The following is a 20394-nucleotide window of genomic DNA, read 5'->3' on the forward strand; positions in this document are numbered from 1 at the left end:
ACGCTCGCACGGCAAGGAGAGGGAACAGACATGGCTGAGTACATCTACTCCATGGTTCGCGCACGCAAGGCGGTGGGCGAGAAGCTCATCCTCGACGACGTCACCATGGCGTTCCTGCCGGGGGCCAAGATCGGCATGGTCGGGCCCAACGGCGCCGGCAAGTCGACGATCCTCAAGATCATGGCCGGCCTCGACACGCCGTCCAACGGCGAGGCCAAGCTCAGCCCCGGGTTCACGGTCGGAATTCTGATGCAGGAGCCGGAGCTCGACGAGGACAAGACGGTCCTGGAGAACATCCAGGACGGCGTGGCGATCAAGGCCAAGCTCGACCGCTTCAACGAGATCTCCGGCTTGATGGCCGATCCCGATGCCGATTTCGATGCTCTTCTGGCGGAGATGGGCACGCTGCAGGAAGAGATCGACGCGGCAGACGCATGGGATCTGGACTCGCAGCTCGAGCAGGCGATGGATGCCCTGCGCACCCCTCCGGGCGACGCGGACGTCTCCAACCTCTCGGGTGGTGAGCGCCGTCGCGTGGCGTTGGCGAAGCTGCTCCTGCAGAAGCCGGACCTGCTGCTCCTGGACGAGCCCACGAACCACCTCGACGCCGAGAGCGTGCTCTGGCTCGAACAGCACCTCCAGAAGTACCCCGGCGCCGTCATCGCCATCACCCACGATCGGTACTTCCTGGATAACGTGGCCGAGTGGATCGCCGAAGTCGACCGCGGACGCCTGATCGGGTACGAGGGGAACTACTCCACGTATCTGGAGAAGAAGGCCGAGCGCCTCGCGATCCAGGGCAAGAAGGACGCCAAGCTCGCCAAGCGCCTCGCCGAGGAGCTCGACTGGGTCCGCTCGAACCAGAAGGGCCGGCAGGCGAAGTCGAAGGCGCGCCTCGCCCGGTACGAGGAGATGGCCTCCGAGGCCGAGCGCACGCGCAAGCTCGACTTCGAGGAGATCCAGATCCCGGCGGGGCCGCGACTGGGCAGCGTGGTCATCGAGGCGAAGAAGCTGCAGAAGGGATTCGACGGCCGGTCCCTCATCGACGGCCTGAGCTTCAGCCTGCCTCCGAACGGCATCGTCGGCGTCATCGGACCCAATGGCGTCGGCAAGACCACGCTGTTCAAGACCATCGTCGGCCTCGAGAGCCTGGACGGCGGCGACCTGAAGATCGGCGAGACCGTGAAGATCTCCTACGTCGACCAGTCGCGCGGCAACATCGACCCCGAGAAGTCCCTCTGGGAGGTCGTCTCCGACGGCCTCGACATCATCACCGTAGGGAAGACCGAGATCCCCTCGCGCGCCTACGTCTCCAAGTTCGGGTTCAAAGGTCCCGACCAGCAGAAGAAGGCGGGAGTGCTCTCCGGGGGGGAGCGCAACCGGCTCAACCTCGCGCTGACCCTGAAGGAGGGCGGCAACCTGCTCCTCCTCGACGAGCCGACCAACGACCTCGACGTGGAGACCCTGCAGAGCCTGGAGAACGCGCTGCTGGAGTTCCCCGGCTGCGCGGTGGTGATCACGCACGACCGATGGTTCCTCGACCGCATCGCCACCCACATCCTCGCCTACGAGGGCACGGACGAGCACCCGGATCGCTGGTACTGGTTCGAGGGCAACTTCGAGGCGTACGAGGAGAACAAGATCGAGCGCCTGGGCCCGGACGCCGCCAAGCCGAACCGATCGGCCTACCGCAAGCTCACCCGTGACTGACCGCTCCGCGGTGACCGGCAGGCTGCACATCCCCATCGCGCTTCGATGGGGCGATCTCGATGCCTTCAACCACGTCAACAACGCGGCGATGCTGAAACTCCTCGAAGAGGCTCGCGTGCGGGCGTTCTGGCAGCCCGCGGCAGGCGAGAGCGCACCACCCACGGCGATCCTGGACTCCGGCATACACAGCGGCGTGCTGACCCTCGTCGCCCGTCAGGAGATCGAGTACACCGCTCCCGTCCCCTATCAGCGGCATCCGCTGGATGTGCAGATGTGGTTCGGAAGCCTCGGCGGCTCGAGCATCGAGGTCTGCTACGAGGTGTGTTCTCCGCGGGAGATGCCGGGCGAGCAGACCGTGTACGCGCGGGCGACCACCATCGTCGTCAAGGCGGACGCCGCATCCGGTCGGCCTCTCAAGCTCAGTGATCACGAGCGGGCGACCTGGGGTCCCTTCGTCGGCGACCCGATCGTCTACGCCCGCCGACGCTGACGCTTCAGCTTGCAGCGTCCTCGGGAGCGCGGACCATGATCTCCTGCGCGACGCTCGCCAGGAGGATGCCCTCGCGGCTGAAGACCCGGCCGGTGGAAAGTCCTCGCCCGCCGCGCGCGCTCGGTGACTCCTGGACGTAGAGGAGCCAGTCGTCGACGCGACCGGGACGATGCCACCACATCGCGTGGTCGAGGCTCGCGACTTTGAGACCCGGGGTGATCCAGGGGAGCCCATGGGCGCGCAGGACGGGTTCCTGGATCGTGAGGTCGCTGAGGTACGCGAGGGCCGCTGCGTGCAGACGAGGGTCGTCGGAGATCGGGCGCCGCAGCTTCATCCAGACGGCCTGGCGCGGCACGCGCTCGCCCTCCACGCGGAGATACACCGGCGAGGGCACATGGCGGACCTCGACCGGGCGGTCCGCGAGCAGTCGCTGGGACATCGGATGCGATCCGCGCAGGTGCTCCTCGATCGCCGGCAGCTCCTCGGGATCCGGAATGTCCGACGGGGGAGCGGCCTGATGATCGAGCCCGGGGTCGACGTCCTGGAAGGAGGCGATCATCGAGAAGATGGGCACCCCCTCCTGGAAGGCCTGCGTCCGCCGCGTGGAGAACGAGCGCCCGTCGTGGATCCGGTCCACGGAGAAGGTGATGTCCCGCGTCGAGTCGCCCGGGCGCAGGAAGTACCCGTGCATGGAATGGATCAGTCGATCCTCCGGGATGGTACGCGCGGCCGCCACCATCGCCTGGGCGAGGACCTGACCACCGAAGACACGACCGAGCGGCATCGCCTGAGATCGACCGACGAAGATGTCCTCCGTGGTGCGCGCGGCCGAGCCGGAGAGATCCAGCACTGCGAGCATCGAGCCCACGGGGTCGGGGTCGGGGTCGGGGGTGTCCTGATCGGGCGGGGCGGCGTCGGTCACTCCGGTAGTTTAGGTCGGATGGCGCCGCGTCTGATGTTCCCCGACCCTCTCGCCGCCGCGGACGTCCTGACGTTCTCCGGCCGCGCGGCCCCGCTCGGAGACGGCAACGTCCGCCTGCGCGCCTCCCGCGGCGTCCTCGTGGTCTCTTCGGCCCCTCTCGCGCCGAAGACGCTGCTGGACGCCGCACCCACCGTCCTCGGCATGCGCGCTGTGGAGGTCGATCCCGAGCTGGTCTGCGATCTCGTCATTGAGGCCTCGGACCTGGTGACGGATGCCGCAGACGCCGCGGCGATCGTCCTGCCCGAGTCCGGGCGCAGCGCGTCCTGGGCGGGCATATCACCGCCTGCATCGGGCTGGACCCGGACCGGGACACTGCGCGCCTCCGTCCTCGCGGCCCGTGCCCAATGGGGCATCGCGGCGGTGGCGGAGTCGATGCCCGCCGACCCCGGCGAGGATGTGGTCCACACGGTGCGCTCCGCGGTGTGGGGGGAGGGCGATGCCGACCTCCTCGGTGTCGCCCGCGGCTGCGCCTTCGCCGCGTTCGCCCTCGGCTTCATCGCCGGCGAGGAGGAGGTGCCGGTGCGCACCGCGGGTCCGTGGACCCGGCTGTCGTTCTCGCGCGGTCACGTCCTGGTGCGCGCAACGCAGCCCCCGGGTCTCGGGCCGGTGCGGCTCACCGGCGGAGACCGCAGCTGATCACCGCCGTTCGAACGTGTTGACCATCGCGTGGGCCGCGCGATCGAGATAGTCCCACAGCACCTGCTCGTGCAGCGGCGCCAGCTCGAGAGCGTCCACCGCGTCGCGCATGTGGCGCAGCCATCGGTCTCGTGCGTCGGGGTCGATGTGAAAGGGCGCGTGGCGCATCCGCAGCCGCGGGTGGCCGCGGTGCGCACTGTACGTCCCCGGCCCACCCCAATACTGCTCCAGGAAGAGCAGCAGACGCTCCTCGGCGGGACCGAGGTCCTCTTCCGGGTACATCTCCCGCAGCACGTCGTCCTGCGCCACGCCCTCGTAGAAGCGCCGGACCAGACGGGCGAATGTGGGACGCCCGCCGATCTGGTCGTAGAAGCTCGGCGTCGCGCCCGGGAGGACGGGCGCCCCGGGTGGGGGAGTGGTCATGAGGCTCCGTCGTCGTCGGGGGCTGCGGGCTTGAGCTTGATACGCCACTTCGGGCGGGGTGCGGGCACCTCGTCGGTCGCGGGGGCCAGCGGATTCGGTCGGGTGCGTGGCGGATTCGCTCCGCGCACGCGCTGCGCGCCTTCGATCCCCGTCAGGACGACCGAGTTGAGCTGTGGGACGGTCAGTCCCATACCCTCGACCGCCCGCTTCAGACGCACGCGGAGCTCACGGCCCACGTCGTCCTTCGCGTTGGCGCGGGTCTTCATCACGAGGCGGATGATCAAGGTGTCTCCGGACACGGATTCCAAGCCCCACACCTCGGGCTTGTCGACCATGCGGGTCCGCCACTTCGGATCCTTCGCCAGGTTCTTAGCGGTGTCGAGCATCGTCGCCTCCACCTCCTCGATGTCTGCATCGGCCGGGACGGCGAGGTCGATGATCACTCGAGACCAGCCCTGAGAGAGGTTCCCGATGCGCAGGATCTCGCCATTGCGCACGTACCACAATGTGCCGTTGGCATCACGGACGTGTGTCACCCGGACGCTCACGAACTCCACGATGCCCGTCGCGAGACCGAGATCCACCACGTCGCCGATGCCCACCTGATCCTCGGCGACGATGAAGATCCCGTTCAAGACGTCCTTGACGATGTTCTGGGCGCCGAAGCCGAGACCCGCCCCGACCGCCGCGGTGAGGAGCGTCAGCGAGCCGAGGGCGTTCGGGGCGAAGACGTTGACGATGAGCAGCAGCGCGACCACCACGATCGCGACGTTGACGATGTTGTGCAGGATGGATCCGAGTGTGCGCGTGCGCTGGACCACGCGCACCGATGCCAGAGGCGAACGCTCCAGCGCCTGGGTGTCGTCGACATTCGCCTTCGACTTCGCGCCACCCACGATGCGGTCGACCACGCGCCGGATCACGATCCGGAGGATCCAGGCGAGAAGGAGCGCACCGATGACGATGCCGGCCGCGGCGAGAAGGTTCCTGCCGGCAGCGGTCAGGAACTCGCCGATGCCGGTCCACCATTCCGGGGTGAGTGGGGCCTCCTCAGCGGCGAACGGGAAAACGGGCGCGATCACCGTCCCGAGTGTAGATCGTGGGCCTCGGCACCCGCTGAACGGATGCCGAGGCCCTCGCGAGGATCACTGCGCGTCGCGATCCTGAGCGGCCAGAGCACGTTCGACTCCGGCGAGGTTCTCCTGCACGAGGCGGCGGAGCGCAGGTGGTGCGTCCCGATGCTCGGCCAGCCACGCGCGGGTCGCGTCGCGCAGCCCCGTATCGGCCAGCGGCGCCGGATACAGCCCGACGACCAGGTACTGCGCGATCTGATAGCTCCGAGACTCCCAGACGGGCAGGAGCATCTCGAAGTAGGACCGCACCCACTCCCCGAGTACCGCGGTCCCGGCGGGGTGGACGAACCCGACGGCCGCGGCGCGGATGACGGTGTTCGGCGCGTCACGACGGGCCACCAGGCGCTCCCATGCCGCGGACTTCGCCGCCGAGGTCGGGATAGCCGCCTTCGCCTGCGCGGCGAACTCGCCGCCCTTGGCGGTGTTGTCCGCCTGGAGGGCGTCATCGATGACGGCGTCGTCCGCACGGCCGCCGGCTGCGAGGGAGACCAGCAGCGCCCACGAGAGGTCGGTGTCGATGACGAGGCCGTCGACGACGACCGACCCATCGCGCAGGCCCGCCACGCGATCCCATTGGGCCGGTGTCGATGCGGCGGAGGCGAACGCGGTGGCGAATTGGAGCTGGCTGTCGCTGCCGGCCTCCGCGCCTTCCAGGAGGTGCCACAGCCCATCGGCGACCCGCTCGCGGGTGGCGCCGCGCGTCTCGGGCGCGACGTAGGAATTCGCGGCGAGCTGCAGCTGGGCGAGCGTGGTGCGCACCGTGGTGGATTCGGTCTCAGAGCCGATGTTGCGCAGGACGAGATCGACGTAATCCGACGCCGCGGACTCGGCATCCCGCGTCTGGTCCCACGCGGCACCCCAGACGAGCGAGCGGGCGAGCGGGTCGCTGATGTCGCCGAGGTGATCGATGGCCGTGGTCAGTGAGCGGGAATCCAAGCGGATCTTCGCGTAGGCCAGATCGTCATCGTTGAGGAGCACCAGATCCGGCCGGCGGCGGCCCTTCAGCTCGGGGACCTCCGTGAGGTCGCCGTCGACGTCGAGCTCGAGGCGATGGACGCGCACGAGCGCGCCGTCCTGGAGGTCGTAGAAGCCGACGGCCAGACGATGGGGGCGGATCGTGGGGTAATCCGCCGGGGCGGTCTGCACGATGGCGAACCGGGTGATCACGCCGTCCGTGTCGGTCACGATCTCGGGTGACAGGGTGTTCACGCCCGCCGTCTCCAGCCACTTCTTCGACCAGCCCGTGAGCTCGCGGCCGCTGGTGGTCTCGAGCTCGGTGAGGAGATCCGACAGCTCGGTGTTGGACCACTCGTTCTTCCGGAAGTAGGCGCCGACGCCGGCGAAGAACGCGTCGATGCCGACCCAGGCCGCGAGCTGTTTGAGGACCGATCCGCCCTTGGCGTAGGTGATGCCGTCGAAGTTGACCTGGACGTCCTCCAGATCGTTGATCTCCGCGAGCACCGGATGGGTCGAGGGCAGCTGGTCCTGGCGGTAGGCCCAGGTCTTCTCCATCGCGTTGAACGTCGTCCAGGCCTCGGTCCACTCCGTCGCCTCCGCAGTCGCGATGGTCGAAGCCCATTCGGCGAAGGACTCGTTGAGCCAGAGCCCATCCCACCACTTCATGGTGACGAGGTCGCCGAACCACATGTGGGCGAGCTCGTGGAGGATCGTGACCACGCGACGCTCGCGCACCGCGTCGGTGACCTTGGAGCGGAAGACATAGGTCTCGGTGAACGTCACCGCGCCGGCGTTCTCCATCGCTCCGGCGTTGAACTCGGGCACGAAGAGCTGGTCGTACTTCGCGAACGGATACGGGTATCCGAACTTCTCCTCGAAGTAGGCGAAGCCCTGACGGGTCTTGTCGAAGACGTAGTCGGCATCGAGGTGCTCCCACAGGCTCTTGCGCGCGTAGACACCGAGCGGGATCTCGCGACCGTCCGAGCTGGTGAGGCTGGAGAACACCGACTCGTAGGGACCGGCGACGAGGGCGGTGATGTACGAGCTGATGCGGGGCGTCGGCTCGAACCGCCACGTCGCGCGCCCGTCGCCGTGCTCCTCGGGAGCGGGGGTCGGGGAGTTGGAGACGACTTTCCACGCCGCGGGCGCGGTGACGGTGAAGCGGAACGCCGCCTTCAGGTCGGGCTGCTCGAACACCGCGTACATGCGTCGCGAGTCGGGCACCTCGAACTGGGAGTAGAGGTAGACCTCGCCGTCGACCGGGTCCACGAACCGGTGCAGGCCCTCACCGGTGTTGGTGTACTCGCACTCCGCATCGATGACGAGCTCGTTGTCCGCGGCCAGATCGGACAGGGCGATCCGCGAGTCGGCGAACGCCGCACCGGGATCGATCGACCGCCCGTTCAGGGTGATCTCCCGGACGCTGCGCGCGATGAGGTCGATGAAGGTGGAGGCACCCGGGCTGGCGGCGAACCGCACAGTGGTCCGGGAGGCGAACACCTCCGGCCCCGTGGTGAGGTCCAGCACGACGTCGTAGGACGCGGTGTCGACGATCGCGCGGCGCTCCTGCGCCTCCAGGCGGGTGAGGTTCTCTCCAGGCACTGTGGTTCTGCTCCCAGGGGTGAGGGTGAGGGGGACCGCGCCGGCGCTGCTGGCTCCGACGGCAACCGTGCCAGCCTACGCCAGCAGTCGGCGCCACCTGCCTTCCGCGGTGAGAGGATTACGGGGTGAGTTCGACTGAGCAGCTGGTCTCGTACGCCTCGGATGCTGCGGCATCCGGCCCCGCCCACGTCGAGGTCCCCGTGGCCTACGACGCCATCCTCCTCGCCGGATTCGGCGGCCCCGAGGGACAGGATGACGTGATCCCGTTCCTGCGCAATGTCACGCGCGGCCGCGGCATCCCGGACGAGCGTCTCGAGGAGGTGGCCCACCACTACCGTCATTTCGGTGGCGTGAGTCCCATCAACGCGCAGAACCGTGTGCTGAAGGCGGCGCTGGAGGAGGAGCTCGACCGTCGTGGCCTCCACCTCCCGGTCTACTGGGGGAACCGCAACTGGGCTCCGTACCTCACTGAGGCCGTCACCGAGGCAGCGGATGCCGGTCATACGACTCTTCTGGGCCTCGCGACCAGCGCGTACTCCTCCTTCTCCAGCTGCCGGCAGTACCGAGAGGACTTCGCGCGAGCGCTCGAGGAGACGAACCTGACCGACACGGTGACCATCGACAAGGTCCGGCAGTACTTCGATCACCCCGGGTTCGTTCAGCCCTTCATCGACGGCGTGCGGGATGCGGTGGCGGGCTTCCTCGCCGAAGGCCTGCCCGCTGCATCCGTCCATGTCCTCTTCTCGACCCACAGCATCCCGACCGCGGATGCGCAGCGATCCGGTCCCCGAGAAGGCGACCCGCGGTACCGCGACTTCGGCGAGGGGGGCGCGTACGCCGCGCAGCATCTCGCGGTCGCCGAGGTCGTCATGGCCGCGGTCGTGGCCGACATCCCGGAAGCCGCAGACGTGCTGTGGGAGCTCGTCTACCAGTCGCGCTCCGGTCCCCCCACCCAGCCGTGGCTCGAGCCTGATGTCTGCGACGTCATCGAGGAACTGCCCGGCCGCGGAGCCCAGGCCGTCGCGATCGTTCCGCTCGGATTCATGAGCGACCACATGGAGGTCATGTGGGACCTCGACACCGAGGCGCTCGAGGCTGCGGAAGCGGGCGGGCTGCGCGCGGTCCGGACGCCGACCCCCGGGGTCGACCCCGTGTTCGTCTCGGGGCTGGTCGATCTGATCGAAGAGCGGCTGCGCGGCACCCCGGCCGAGGCGCGCCCGCACAAGACGGCCCTGGGGCCCTGGTTCGACGTCTGCCGCACGGCGTGCTGCGAGAACGTCCGTGCGGGTTTCAAGCCGGCCGCGTCCGGCCTGAAGCCCTGACGGGCGGCTTTCCATTCGCTCTCTAGGATGAGGCCCATGCGTATCCACATCGCCACCGATCACGCCGGGTTGGAGTTCTCCACCCAGCTGCAGCACCACCTCGCCGAGCAGGGCCACGAAGTCATCGACCACGGTCCGCTGGACTACGACCCGCTCGACGACTACCCCGCCTTCTGCATCCGGGCCGCCCAGGCCGTCGTGCGCGACCAGGAGTCGGGCGTCCCGGCTCTCGGTGTCGTCTTCGGAGGATCGGGCAACGGCGAGCAGATCGCGGCGAACAAGGTGCGCGGCGTCCGCGCAGCGCTCGCCTGGAACCTCTCGACCGCCGAACTCGCCCGCGAGCACAACGACGCCAACGTGATCGCGATCGGCGCCCGTCAGCACAGTTTCGCCGAAGCCGCCTCTTTCATCGACACGTTCATCGCCACACCGTTCTCGGGCGAAGAGCGTCACGCCCGGCGCATCGGGCAGCTCGCCGCGTACGAGACGGACGGCTCGCTCGCCCCCGACCCGCGTGCGGGCGAGCAGGCACCGGACGTCCTCGACGCACCGAACAGCTCGTTCGATCCCGAGGCGGGCTGACGCGGATGCCGGAGGGGCACTCGGTCCACCGCATCGCACGCCAGTTCGCACGCAACTTCGTCGACCAGACGGTGTCGGCCTCGAGTCCTCAGGGCCGCTTCGTCGAGGGCGCGGCCCTGATCGACGGGCGGCGCATGCTGGCGGTGCGCGCGGTGGGCAAGCAGATGTTCGCCGAGTTCTCGGATGACGTCTGGCTCCGGGTCCACCTCGGGATGTACGGCGCATGGGACTTCGCGGGCGAGATCGACGCCGACCCCACCATCGCCGCGGCCAACGGCCGCATGGGGCAGACCAACCAGCGGGGAGTCCCGGCGGACGCCACGATTCTCGACGCGGCCGGCGAGAACTCCCTCTCCTCCATCGGCGCTCCACGGCGCGCCCGCGTGCACGTGAGGATGTCGGAGCAGACCACAGGCCTGCCCGATGAGGATCCCGACTTCCCTCCGCCCGTGGTCGGTCAGGTCCGGTTGCGCCTCCTCACGGAGCGGACGTGTGCGGACCTGCGGGGCCCGACGGCCTGTCAGGTCCAGACGCCGGACGAGGTCGTCGCCTCGATCGCGAAGCTCGGCCCGGACCCGCTCGTCGGCGATCCCGCCGACGGCGAAGAGCGGTTCGTCGCCGTCACGGCCCGCAAGCCCACCGCGATCGGCCTGCTCCTCATGGATCAGGCCGTCGTCAGCGGCATCGGAAACGTCTACCGCGCCGAGCTCCTCTTCCGTGCGCGCCTCAACCCGCACACACCCGGGCGCGACGTGCCGATCGAGCTCCTCCGGGAGCTGTGGCGCGACTGGGTGGGGCTCCTTGCGATCGGGGTGGAGACGGGGCAGATGATGACGATGGACGACCTGTCGCCGGAGGACTACCGCCGGGCGATGGCGCACCGCGACGACCGGCACTGGGTGTACCACCGCGCCGGCCTCCCGTGCCGTGTCTGCGGGACGAACATCGTCATGGAAGAGGCCGCGGGGCGGAAGCTCTACTGGTGCCCGTCCTGCCAGGCGTGATCGTTCCGGGCTCGTAGGCTGAGGGAATGCGTCAGAACCCGTCCTTCGCGATGACCGACCTCGTCGAGATCCGCCGCATCATCGAGGCGAACCCGTGGGCGACGATCGTCAGCGCCGGAGACTCCGGCCTCGTGGCATCGCACTACGCGGTGCTCCTGGACGACAGCCGGTCCGATCTCACCATCGTCGGACACGTCGGGAGACCGGATGAGCAGATCCACGACCTCGGCTCGGGCGAGCTCCTGGTCATCTTCCAGGGCCCGCACGGGTACATCTCGCCCCGGTGGTACGGCAAGGGCCCGGCCGTTCCCACTTGGAATTTCATCGCCGTTCATCTGAGCGGCGTGCCGGAGCTGCTCTCGGCGGAGGAGAACCTCGTGGTGTTGGACCGTCTCGTCGACCGCTTCGAGGGCGAGGGCCCGGACAGCCGCCGGCTGTGGTCCGCTCCGAACGACGAGGACTTCGTCCGGCGGCTCGAGCGCGGCACCGTCGGCTTCCGCCTGACACCCACGCGCGTCGCGGCGAAACGGAAGCTGAGCCAGAACCGCCCCGATGACGTCGTCGACACCATCATCACCGCGCTCGCATCGGGAGACGGCGCATACTCCGATCCCCGCCTCCCCGCGGAGATGCGACGCGACCTGGACACGCGGAAGGCCGCGCGGTGACCCACGGTATCGGCGACCAGCCGCGCGTCGTGGCGGATGTGCGCCTCCGCGCTCCCGAACGGACCGATCCGTTCGACGACGATCTCGTCGACGTGCACCTCGCGCACGGACGCATCGTCGACATCGCCCCGGCCGGCGCGCTCCCGCGGAGGGGGGAGGTCGTGGACGGCGCAGGACGCTTCCTGATCCCCGGGCTCTGGGATCACCACGTGCACGTGACCCAGTGGGCTCTGGTCGCGAGGCGCACCGACCTCGCGGCGGCGTCGTCTGCGCACAGCGCAGCGGACATCATGGGTCGCGCGCCGGTCCTCCCCGACGGGCGGCGCGTCGGGACCGGCTTCCGCGACGCCCTCTGGAGCGACCGGCCCACGCGGGCCCTCCTGGACGCCGCGGGCGACGCTCCGACCTATCTGATCAACGCCGACGTCCACAGTGTCTGGCTGAACTCCGCGGCCTTCCGTCGTGAAGGGATCGCGCCGACGGACGACGGGATCCTGCGCGAAGAGCCCGCGTTCGAGATCTCACGTCGTCTCAACGCCGTCGATCCGGTCGAGGCCGACCGCCTCGTGTCGGACATGGCCCGCCGCGCCGCGGCGCGTGGAGTCGTCGGGATCGTGGACCTCGACATGGCGTGGAACGAGGAATCCTGGGCGCGCCGGACTCTCTCCGGCTTCGATGCGCTCCGGATCGAGTTCGGGATCTACCCGGACTGGCTCGATCGGGCGATCGCGGAGGGGCTGCGCAGCGGAGACCCCGCGCGCGGGGGAGGATCCGACCTCGCGCGCGTCGGTCCGCTGAAGGTGATCACCGACGGGTCTCTGGGAACGCGGACGGCGGCATGCTCGCACCCGTACCCGGGCACGGTCGAGGACCGCGGGGCGCTCACCGTCGAGCCCGCGCGGCTGACGGACCTCATGACGCGCGCGGCGGGAGCGGGCATCGCGTGCGCGATCCACGCCATCGGAGATGTCGCCAACTCCCACGCGCTCGACGCGTTCGCATCCACGGGCGCCTGGGGGACCATCGAGCACGCGCAGTTGGTGGCTCACGCCGACATCCCGCGATTCGCCCGACTCGGCGTCGGCGCCAGCGTGCAGCCTGAACACGCGCTCGATGATCGGGACATGACCGACGCCCTGTGGGCGACGCAGACCGCGCAGCCGTATCCGTTGCGCACTCTGGCGGACGCGGGGGCGAACCTGCTGTTCGGATCGGATGCCCCGGTTGCGGCGCTCGATCCGTGGGCGGCTATCGCCGCCGCCGTGCATCGCACGCGCGGCGACCGCGCCCCGTGGCAGGGACACGAACGTGTCAACCCGTTCACCGCGCTCGCAGCATCGACCCACGGCGGCTCCCAGGATCCGCAGCGGATCGAGCCGGGAGCGCGAGCGGACCTGGCGCTCTGCGACACCGACCCGATCGGCGCGGACGAGCGGGATCTCCGGGCGATGCGTGTGTCGGCCACCCTCCTGGGAGGGCGCCTCACGCACGTGGGATGATCACTCCGCGACGTGCGCGAAGAGGAACCAGCGGTCCTTCTCGATGGACTGCATGATCGCGATGGCGATGTCCTGGCTGGTGAGATCGAACTCGTCGAGGCCCTCGATAGCCGCCTTGAGGTCGGCGATGACGACATCCATGTCGCTGATGATCGCGCGGACCGTGTCCTGCCACGGAGCGAAACCGGCGGCGACAGCGGTCGGGGCCGACTTCTCCGCGACCGTGGTCGCCCGTGCGTCGATCGGCAGGCCGAGGGCCACGATGCGCTCCGCGGCGCTGTCGGCCCCGGCCTGCGCGTTCGAGACGATCGTGTCGAGCAGTTCGTGGATCGCGATGAAGTTCGCGCCGCGCACGTTCCAGTGCGCCTGCTTGCCGTTGACGCCGAGCGCCTGCAGTCCGAGGACGACGGGGGACAGGAACTGCGCGGCGGCAGACGCGGCGGTCGGGTCGGCGGCGGTCGCGGGGGTGGTCTGCGTGTTGCTCATGTGGTTCGCCTCCATATCGATGGGCCCGGTGCACGCCGGGGCCTCAGGAGGAAAACGCTACTCAGCGCCAGACATTCCGCAAGGAAGCCAAGCCAACGCTTACCGGGCGCATGCCGCGCCCCCGGCCCGACGGCGAGGCGCTGAGCGCGGAGCGGGTCGGACGGGTTAGCGTCTTCTCGTGCCTTCCGCCGATCATCGATTCGGGCCCAAGAATCTCGGCGCCCCCGCCCGTGTCGTCACCCGCCAGCCGACGGATCGTTCCCCCGAACATGCCGAACCCGGCGGATTCCTGCCGCACGTTCAGGGCCTGCGGGCCATCGCGGTGCTCTGCGTCGTGCTCTATCACTTCTGGCCGGGACGCTTCCCGGGCGGCTACGTCGGCGTGGACGTGTTCTTCGTCATCTCGGGCTTCCTCATCACCGCGCACCTCATGCGAGAGCTCACCGCCACCGGGACCGTCCGGCTCGGCCAGTTCTGGGCACGTCGCGCGCGACGCCTCCTTCCCGCGTCGCTCCTGGTCCTCTTCGTGTGCGCAGCGGTCGCCGCGTCGCCGTACCTCACGCCTACTTCAGCGCTCCCCGCGGAGATCCGCGAGATCATCGCGTCGACGTTCTACGTGCAGAACTGGTACCTGGCGCTCACATCCGCCGATTACCTCAACAACGCCGGCGACCCCACGACGGTCCAGCACTACTGGACGCTGTCGCTCGAGGAGCAGTTCTACGTGCTCTGGCCGCTCCTGCTGCTCCTCGCCGCCTGGATGGGCGTCCGGTGGTTCGGCGGCGCCCGGCGTCGCGCCGTGCTCACGGTGATCGGCATCGTGACGGTGCTCTCGTTCGTCTTCAACGTCTGGCTGACGCTCGCCGAGCCCGCGCCCGCCTATTTCGTCACCTTCGGCCGCATGTGGCAGTTCGGGATCGGTGCGTTGATCGCCCTGGTGCCGATGCTGCGGATCCGCAATGCCGCCGCGAGCTTCGTCCTCGGGTGGGCGGGAATCCTCACCCTCGCCGTCGTCACCTTCCGCTTCGACGCGCAGACGCCCTTCCCTGGCTACATGGCCGCCGTCCCCACTCTCGCCGCCGCTGCGGTCATCGCGGCATCGCGCACCGAGCGCTGGTGGTACCCCACGCGTGTGCTGTCCCTCCGCCCCGCGCAGTTCGTCGGAGACATCTCCTACTCGCTCTACCTCTGGCACTGGCCGCTGATCGTCATCGCACCCTCCGTCCCGTTCTGGGGCCTGACGATCTGGCACCGTCTCGCGCTGCTGGCGCTCTGCTTCGTTCTGGCTTGGCTGACCAAGCGTTTTGTGGAGGACCCCGTGCGCGGGTGGAAGGTGCTGACATCGCGGCCGCCCCGTGTGACCCTGTGGGCGTCGCTCGTCGCGATGGTTCTCGTCGCTGTGACGGCCGGAGCGGCGTGGGCGGTGAACGCGCCCGCCTATCGGGATGGCGTCCAGGCGATCGAGCAGCTCCGCGCAGACCCGCCCGAGTGCTTCGGCGCCGCGTCCGCGCTCGATCCCGCGTGCGCCGGAGTCGACTTCGGCGCCCAGATCCTGCCGGCGCCCGGGTTCGCCGGGGTCGATCGTCCGGAGGACGCACAGTGCTTCGTGCAGCTGAACGATGCGCGCCCCGTATCGTGCGAGTTCGGCTCCGACGCGCCGGACGCACCCCGGATCGCCCTGGTGGGGGATTCTCACGCGTATCAGCTTCTGCCGACGTTCCAGCGGCTCGCCGACGAGCGCGGCTGGCATCTCACCACGTGGTTCAAGGGCGCGTGCCCGTGGAATGACACCCCGCTGTCCACGCCCGGCGCGTTCGGCGCCGCGTGCACCGAGTGGCGTGGAGGTGTGGAGTCGGCGATGGCGGATGCCGATCTCGATGTCGTGTTCACCGCCGCGCTCGCGACCACGCCGTACTCTTCCGCCGGCTTCGCGTCCGCCGCGGATGCCGCCGTCGCCGGGTATCGCGAGGCGTGGGGGCGGATGCTCGCGCGCGACGTACCGGTGGTGACCGTCGTGGACAACCCGGTGTGGCCCACCGACCCGAACAAGTGCCTGCGCACCCGCGACGTCGCGGAATGCGATGCGCCCCGGACGGATGTGCTCGTCGCGGACGACCCGCTGAGGCAGGCGGCGGAGGGTCTCGACGGTGTCACGCTGATCGACGCCACCGAGGCCTTCTGCGACGACGACGTGTGCTGGCCCGTCGTCGGCGGAGCGAACATCTACCGCGATCAGGATCACCTCACGGTCACCTTCGCCGATTCGCTCGCCCCGCAGTACTCAGAGGCGATCGAGGGGGCGCTCCGGACTCGCGCGCCGTAGGGTTCGGTCATGACCATCGCTCCCGATGCCTCCGTTCGCGCCCTCTCCGGACATACGCCCGACCTCCACGAGACCGTCTTCGTCGCGGACGGCGCACGCGTCATCGGGGGAGTGACGCTCCGCGAAGGCGCGAGCGTGTGGTTCAACGCCGTCCTCCGCGCCGACGGTGACACGATCATCGTCGGCAGGGGTTCGAACCTGCAGGACAACGTCTCGGTGCACGTGGACCCCGGCCATCCCGTCGTCATCGGGGACGACGTGTCGGTCGGCCACAATGCCGTCGTCCACGGGTGCACGATCGAGGACGCCTCCCTGGTCGGTATGGGAAGCGTCATCCTGTCGGGGGCTCGCATCGGACGCGGGAGTCTGGTCGCGGCGGGCGCCGTCGTGCTGGAGGGGACGGTCATCCCGCCCGGTTCGCTCGTCGCGGGCGTTCCGGCGAAGGTCCGACGCTCCCTCACCGCAGAGGAGCAGGCCGCGATCCGCCGCAACGCGCAGACCTATCGCGGGCACGTCGTCACGCACGTCGATGCGCTCAGAGGCGCCGAGGGGTGAAAAGGTGGAGGGGCTGACGAGAATCGAACTCGCATCATCTGTTTGGAAGACAGAGGCTTTACCACTAAGCTACAGCCCCGCATTTTGAATTGTCGCGCATGCCCCGCGAGGGGGCTGTGCGGCCGTCGACAGTCTACGTCACCGCGCGCCCGACTTCGAACCGCCGAGGGTGCACGCCGCCTGTCGGATAGACTGCACGGGGTCGCCAGGCGCACGCACACGTGCCGACCCGCCGGGGCGTAGCTCAGCTTGGTAGAGCGCCCGCTTTGGGAGCGGGAGGCCGCAGGTTCAAATCCTGTCGCCCCGACCAGTTCTCGTCATCTTCTCGAAATGCGCATGGCCTAGCCTGACCGTCGACGCTCATGAAAGCGAGGCGCGCCCGCGCCGGGAAAGCGTGAAGCGGCTGCTCACCATCACGGCCGCCGCGGCGGCCTCGCCTGAGGGGTTTCGCATGACGTTCACTGTTCCCACCGTCGACATCTCCGCGTACGTGGAGAACGGCCCGCCCGCCGATCGCGCAGAGGTCGCGCGTCGGATCGACGACGCGTGCCGCACCGTCGGATTCATCCAGATCGTGGGGCACGGCATCCCCGATGCGGCGATCTCCGGACTCACCGATGCGATGGATCGCTTCTTCGCCCTCGACCTCGAGCGCAAGAAGACCTTCCGGACCCCGTCGCAGATCAACCGCGGATACAGCCCGCCGAAGTCCGAATCCCTCAGCCTCTCCCTCGGAGTCGAGTCGGCCACCCGGATGAACGACTTCTTCGAGGCGTTCAACGTCGGAGCCGGCGACGACACCTACCCGGATGCCGCACCCCTGCCGCAGCCGGACTACGCCCCGAACGTCTGGCCGGACGTGGCCGGATTCGAGGATCAGGTGAGCGTCTACTTCGGGGAGGCCGCTCGCGTGGCCCGCACGATGACCCGGATCTTCGCCGACGCGCTGGGCCTGGTGCCCGACTTCTTCGCCGCCCACACCGGACACTCGCTCGACGTCATGCGGATGAACAACTACGCCCTGCCCGCGGGAACCGACGTCACGCTGGACGGCGACCTGATCGGCATGGGCGAGCACACCGACTACGGCATCGTCACGATCCTGTGGGCCGACGCCGTGGCGGGCCTGCAGGTGCTGGGAACGGATGGCGCCTGGAACGACGTCCAGCCCGCGGAGGGGGCGCTCCTGGTGAACCTGGGCGACGTGACCGCGCGCTGGACCAACGAGCGGTGGATGTCGACCCTCCACCGCGTGAAGCCGCCCATCGTCGGGGGAACGATCGAGCGCCGGCGGTCCGCGGCGTTCTTCCACGACGGCGACGTCGACGCCGAGATCCGCACACTGCCGTCCTGCATCGACGACGCGCACCCTGATCTGTACACGCCGATCACGGTCGGCGAGCACATCACCGCGAAGCTCGCGGGGTCACGGGCCGGAATCAGCAACGACTCCGCCGTGCGCGAGTCGGCGCGCGTCCTGGCCAGCAGACGCTGATCCATCCGACCGCCCGGCGCCCTGCCCCGCGCCCGTCCTCGAGGTGGGCTCGGGCCGTTTGGACTGTATCGGATAGACTTTCCGACGGCCCTCGTCGCGCTCCTCGCTCCGGCATGGAGTTCCGCGCGAGCCCAGGACCCCGCATCCGTCTGCACCTGCGGTCGGAACGCGGGAGGTCGCAGGCTTCGATCCTGTCGCCCCTGCTGGCCCCGCAGATCCCGCGAACAGACCTTCCCACGCCGCGCACGCGCGCGGTCCGATACGAGGAGAACGAACAGGCATGGTCAACAGCACCGTCGAGAAGCTGACCCCGACCCGGGTCAAGCTGCACATCACGGTCACCCCGGACGAGCTTCGTCCGAGCATCACGCACGCGTACGAGCACATCGCGCAGGACGTGCAGATCCCCGGCTTCCGCAAGGGCAAGGTGCCCGCGCCGATCATCGACCAGCGCATCGGCCGCACCGCCGTCCTCGAGCACGCCGTCAGCGAAGGGCTCGACGGCTTCTACCGCGAGGCGGTGACCGCCAACGAGCTGCGCGTCCTGGGTCGCCCCAGCGCCGAGGTCACCGAGTGGCCGAGCGACAAGGACTTCTCCGGCGACCTCACCGTCGAGGTCGAGGTCGACGTGCGCCCCGACTTCGAGCTGCCGGCGCTCGAGGGCACGACCCTTGAGGTCGACGCCGTCGAGGTCGACGAGGCCGCCGTCGACGAGGAGATGGACCGCCTGCGCGCTCGCTTCGGCACCCTGGTGACCGTGGACCGCCCCGCCGCGAAGGGCGACTTCGTCGAGCTCGACCTCGTCGCCACGATCGACGGCAACGAGATCGACCGGGCCGACGGCGTCTCCTACGAGCTCGGCTCCGGTGAGCTGCTCGAGGGCATCGACGAGGCGATCGACTCCCTGACCGCGGGCGAGGACACCACGTTCCGTTCAAAGCTGGTGGGCGGTGACCACGCCGGGGAAGAGGCCGAGGTCTCCGTATCGGTCAAGGCCGTCAAGGAGCGCGAGCTCCCCGAGGCGGACGACGACTTCGCCCAGATCGCCTCCGAGTTCGACACCATCGCGGAGCTGCGCGAGAGCCTGGTCGAGCGCGTGAGCCAGCAGTCCGTCTTCACCCAGGGCTCCGCCGCGCGCGACAAGCTCATCGAGCACCTCCTCGCCAACGTCGAGATCCCCGTGCCGCCGCAGCTCATCGAAGACGAGGTGCACAACCACCTCGAAGGCGAGAACCGTCTGGAGGACGACGAGCACCGCGCCGAGGTGACCGAAGCGAGCGAGAAGCAGTTCAAGACGCAGATGCTCCTGGACAAGGTCGCCGAGACCTTCCAGGTGCAGGTCTCGCAGGAGGAGCTCACGCAGTACCTCGTGCAGTCCGCTGCGCAGTACGGCATGGCTCCGCAGGAGTTCGTCAACGCCCTCCAGCAGGGCAACCAGCTGCCGGCCATGGTCGGTGAGGTGGCCCGGAACAAGGCCCTCGCCGTCGCCCTCGGCAAGGTGACCGTCGTCGACACGAACGGCAAGAGCGTCGACCTCAGCGGCTTCGTCGCCGTCGAGGACGACGAGCAGGCCGAAGAGGACGTGGTCTCGGAGGCGGAGGAGATCGCGGATGCCGCGGCCGACGCCGATGCCGTCATCGAGGCCGAGGAAGCAGCCGCCGAGGAGGCGCCCGCCGACGAGGCCCCCGCGAAGAAGGCCCCCGCGAAGAAGCCCGCGGCCAAGAAGGCGCCGGCGAAGAAGAAGGCCGCCGAGAGCGAGTGATCACGACCGAAGGGGCGGGTGCTGCGGCATCCGCCCCTTCGTCGTTTCCAGAGGGGATCCACGACGTCCGAGGCGGTACGGACACGCCCGATCCGCCCGCGGCGAACACGGCATCCCGCCTCGGAGCGCGCCGGTAGATTCGTTGCAGATCACCGGAAGAGGAGCACACATGCCCGAACCCCTTATGGCAACGAGCGTCTTCGACAGACTGCTGAAGGACCGCATCATCTGGCTCGGCTCGGAGGTGCGCGACGAGAACGCGAATGAGATCTGCGCGAAGATCCTCCTGCTCGCCGCGGAGGACCCCGAGCGGGACATCTACCTCTACATCAATTCGCCCGGCGGGTCCATCACGGCGGGAATGGCCATCTACGACACCATGCAGTTCGTCCCCAACGACATCGTGACCGTCGGGATCGGCATGGCCGCCTCGATGGGGCAGTTGCTGCTGACCAGCGGCACGAAGGGCAAGCGCTACATCACCCCGAATGCGCGCGTGCTCCTCCACCAGCCGCACGGCGGGTTCGGCGGCACGTCGAGCGACATCCAGACGCAGGCGCAGCTGATCGTGTCGATGAAGAACACCCTCGCCCAGATCACGGCGGCGCAGACCGGGAAGAGCGTCGAGCAGATCAACGAGGACGGCGACCGCGACCGCTGGTTCACCGCGACCGAGGCGTTGGAGTACGGGTTCGTGGATCACATCCGCGAGCACGCGGCGGACGTCGCCGGCGGCGGCGGAACCGACGCCAAGTGATGGATGCG

Annotated in this window: 18 protein-coding genes and 2 tRNA genes; 14 read left to right on the forward strand and 6 right to left on the reverse strand. The window is 69.1% G+C overall.

The window, feature by feature from the left end; all coding sequences use genetic code 11:
- Positions 1–30 precede the first annotated feature (30 nt).
- Both ettA and ABXJ56_RS13165 read left to right on the forward strand, forming a co-directional pair.
- On the forward strand, positions 31–1710 hold the full coding sequence (gene ettA / locus ABXJ56_RS13160; RefSeq protein ID WP_354000195.1) for an energy-dependent translational throttle protein EttA: 1680 nt from the start codon (positions 31–33) through the stop codon (positions 1708–1710).
- Complete coding sequence (locus ABXJ56_RS13165; protein ID WP_354000196.1) at positions 1703–2200, forward strand: acyl-CoA thioesterase; 498 nt, start codon at positions 1703–1705, stop codon at positions 2198–2200. The genes ettA and ABXJ56_RS13165 overlap by 8 nt, the downstream gene beginning before the upstream one ends.
- Before the next feature lie 4 nt (positions 2201–2204).
- Here the strand turns inward: ABXJ56_RS13165 and ABXJ56_RS13170 are convergent, their stop codons facing one another.
- Positions 2205–3059: an acyl-CoA thioesterase gene (locus ABXJ56_RS13170; RefSeq protein WP_354000589.1), complete on the reverse strand. Its 855-nt coding sequence runs from the start codon at positions 3057–3059 to the stop codon at positions 2205–2207.
- An 81-nt stretch (positions 3060–3140) separates the two neighbouring features.
- Here ABXJ56_RS13170 and ABXJ56_RS13175 point away from each other — a divergent pair, with 81 nt between their 5' ends.
- A complete protein-coding gene (locus ABXJ56_RS13175; protein ID WP_354000197.1) occupies positions 3141–3818 on the forward strand; it encodes a hypothetical protein in 678 nt (225 codons plus the stop codon).
- On the opposite strand, the gene ABXJ56_RS13180 is transcribed toward ABXJ56_RS13175, so the two are convergent.
- The 3 genes from ABXJ56_RS13180 to pepN form a co-directional block, all read right to left on the reverse strand.
- Positions 3819–4241, reverse strand: coding sequence for a globin (locus ABXJ56_RS13180; RefSeq protein ID WP_354000198.1), 423 nt, complete (start codon positions 4239–4241; stop codon positions 3819–3821). It abuts the gene before it with no gap.
- Positions 4238–5323 (reverse strand): mechanosensitive ion channel family protein, encoded by a 1086-nt coding sequence (locus ABXJ56_RS13185; RefSeq protein WP_435405000.1) that lies wholly within the window; start codon positions 5321–5323, stop codon positions 4238–4240. Before ABXJ56_RS13185 ends, ABXJ56_RS13180 begins: the two co-directional genes overlap by 4 nt.
- A gap of 63 nt (positions 5324–5386) precedes the next feature.
- Positions 5387–7933 (reverse strand): aminopeptidase N, encoded by a 2547-nt coding sequence (pepN, locus tag ABXJ56_RS13190; RefSeq protein ID WP_354000199.1) that lies wholly within the window; start codon positions 7931–7933, stop codon positions 5387–5389.
- A gap of 125 nt (positions 7934–8058) precedes the next feature.
- Between pepN and ABXJ56_RS13195 the strand changes: the two genes are divergently transcribed.
- The 5 genes from ABXJ56_RS13195 to ABXJ56_RS13215 are packed head-to-tail and all read left to right on the forward strand — an operon-like array spanning position 8059 to position 13008.
- Positions 8059–9255 (forward strand): ferrochelatase, encoded by a 1197-nt coding sequence (locus tag ABXJ56_RS13195; RefSeq protein WP_354000200.1) that lies wholly within the window; start codon positions 8059–8061, stop codon positions 9253–9255.
- 36 nt (positions 9256–9291) lie between these two features.
- Entirely contained in the window at positions 9292–9837 is a 546-nt protein-coding gene (locus ABXJ56_RS13200) for a ribose-5-phosphate isomerase (protein WP_354000201.1), read from the forward strand.
- 5 nt (positions 9838–9842) lie between these two features.
- Positions 9843–10841 carry an Fpg/Nei family DNA glycosylase gene (locus ABXJ56_RS13205; RefSeq protein WP_354000202.1) on the forward strand — a complete coding sequence of 333 codons (999 nt, stop codon included), beginning with the start codon at positions 9843–9845 and terminating at the stop codon, positions 10839–10841.
- Between the two features lie 26 nt (positions 10842–10867).
- Positions 10868–11509: an FMN-binding negative transcriptional regulator gene (locus ABXJ56_RS13210; protein ID WP_354000203.1), complete on the forward strand. Its 642-nt coding sequence runs from the start codon at positions 10868–10870 to the stop codon at positions 11507–11509.
- Positions 11506–13008 carry an amidohydrolase gene (locus ABXJ56_RS13215; RefSeq protein WP_354000204.1) on the forward strand — a complete coding sequence of 501 codons (1503 nt, stop codon included), beginning with the start codon at positions 11506–11508 and terminating at the stop codon, positions 13006–13008. The genes ABXJ56_RS13210 and ABXJ56_RS13215 overlap by 4 nt, the downstream gene beginning before the upstream one ends.
- Here ABXJ56_RS13215 and ABXJ56_RS13220 read toward each other — a convergent pair whose 3' ends face one another.
- Complete coding sequence (locus tag ABXJ56_RS13220) at positions 13009–13494, reverse strand: Dps family protein (protein ID WP_354000205.1); 486 nt, start codon at positions 13492–13494, stop codon at positions 13009–13011.
- A gap of 178 nt (positions 13495–13672) precedes the next feature.
- On the opposite strand from ABXJ56_RS13220, the gene ABXJ56_RS13225 reads away from it, so the two are divergent.
- Both ABXJ56_RS13225 and ABXJ56_RS13230 read left to right on the forward strand, forming a co-directional pair.
- Positions 13673–15817: an acyltransferase family protein gene (locus ABXJ56_RS13225; RefSeq protein WP_354000206.1), complete on the forward strand. Its 2145-nt coding sequence runs from the start codon at positions 13673–13675 to the stop codon at positions 15815–15817.
- Positions 15818–15826: 9 nt separating this feature from the next.
- The gene (locus ABXJ56_RS13230; RefSeq protein ID WP_354000207.1) at positions 15827–16372 is read left to right on the forward strand and encodes a gamma carbonic anhydrase family protein; all 546 of its coding nucleotides are present in this window, start codon (positions 15827–15829) and stop codon (positions 16370–16372) included.
- A gap of 5 nt (positions 16373–16377) precedes the next feature.
- Here the strand turns inward: ABXJ56_RS13230 and ABXJ56_RS13235 are convergent.
- Positions 16378–16451 (reverse strand) — tRNA-Gly (locus ABXJ56_RS13235).
- 154 nt (positions 16452–16605) lie between these two features.
- On the opposite strand from ABXJ56_RS13235, the gene ABXJ56_RS13240 reads away from it, so the two are divergent.
- The 4 genes from ABXJ56_RS13240 to ABXJ56_RS13255 all read left to right on the forward strand — a co-directional run bounded on the left by ABXJ56_RS13240 (position 16606) and on the right by ABXJ56_RS13255 (position 20386).
- Positions 16606–16682: transfer RNA gene (locus ABXJ56_RS13240), tRNA-Pro, on the forward strand.
- A gap of 141 nt (positions 16683–16823) precedes the next feature.
- Positions 16824–17867, forward strand: coding sequence for an isopenicillin N synthase family dioxygenase (locus ABXJ56_RS13245; protein ID WP_354000208.1), 1044 nt, complete (start codon positions 16824–16826; stop codon positions 17865–17867).
- A 280-nt stretch (positions 17868–18147) separates the two neighbouring features.
- Positions 18148–19629 carry a trigger factor gene (tig, locus tag ABXJ56_RS13250; RefSeq protein WP_354000209.1) on the forward strand — a complete coding sequence of 494 codons (1482 nt, stop codon included), beginning with the start codon at positions 18148–18150 and terminating at the stop codon, positions 19627–19629.
- A 169-nt stretch (positions 19630–19798) separates the two neighbouring features.
- Entirely contained in the window at positions 19799–20386 is a 588-nt protein-coding gene (locus ABXJ56_RS13255) for an ATP-dependent Clp protease proteolytic subunit (RefSeq protein WP_354000210.1), read from the forward strand.
- Positions 20387–20394 lie beyond the last annotated feature (8 nt).

The organism is Microbacterium aurantiacum (assembly GCF_040532595.1).
GTDB lineage: Bacteria > Actinomycetota > Actinomycetes > Actinomycetales > Microbacteriaceae > Microbacterium > Microbacterium chocolatum_B.

Excerpts from the sequence above, each read along its gene's own strand:
- ABXJ56_RS13230 (WP_354000207.1), top strand. The coding sequence starts at position 15,827 with ATGACCATCGCTCCCGATGCCTCCGTTCGCGCCCTCTCCGGACATACG.
- ABXJ56_RS13175 (WP_354000197.1), top strand. The coding sequence starts at position 3,141 with ATGGCGCCGCGTCTGATGTTCCCCGACCCTCTCGCCGCCGCGGACGTC.
- ABXJ56_RS13255 (WP_354000210.1), top strand. The coding sequence starts at position 19,799 with ATGCCCGAACCCCTTATGGCAACGAGCGTCTTCGACAGACTGCTGAAG.
- ABXJ56_RS13180 (WP_354000198.1), bottom strand. The coding sequence starts at position 4,241 with ATGACCACTCCCCCACCCGGGGCGCCCGTCCTCCCGGGCGCGACGCCG.
- ABXJ56_RS13170 (WP_354000589.1), bottom strand. The coding sequence starts at position 3,059 with ATGCTCGCAGTGCTGGATCTCTCCGGCTCGGCCGCGCGCACCACGGAG.
- ettA (WP_354000195.1), top strand. The coding sequence starts at position 31 with ATGGCTGAGTACATCTACTCCATGGTTCGCGCACGCAAGGCGGTGGGC.
- ABXJ56_RS13205 (WP_354000202.1), top strand. The coding sequence starts at position 9,843 with ATGCCGGAGGGGCACTCGGTCCACCGCATCGCACGCCAGTTCGCACGC.
- tig (WP_354000209.1), top strand. The coding sequence starts at position 18,148 with ATGGTCAACAGCACCGTCGAGAAGCTGACCCCGACCCGGGTCAAGCTG.
- ABXJ56_RS13210 (WP_354000203.1), top strand. The coding sequence starts at position 10,868 with ATGCGTCAGAACCCGTCCTTCGCGATGACCGACCTCGTCGAGATCCGC.
- ABXJ56_RS13220 (WP_354000205.1), bottom strand. The coding sequence starts at position 13,494 with ATGAGCAACACGCAGACCACCCCCGCGACCGCCGCCGACCCGACCGCC.
- ABXJ56_RS13200 (WP_354000201.1), top strand. The coding sequence starts at position 9,292 with ATGCGTATCCACATCGCCACCGATCACGCCGGGTTGGAGTTCTCCACC.
- ABXJ56_RS13245 (WP_354000208.1), top strand. The coding sequence starts at position 16,824 with ATGACGTTCACTGTTCCCACCGTCGACATCTCCGCGTACGTGGAGAAC.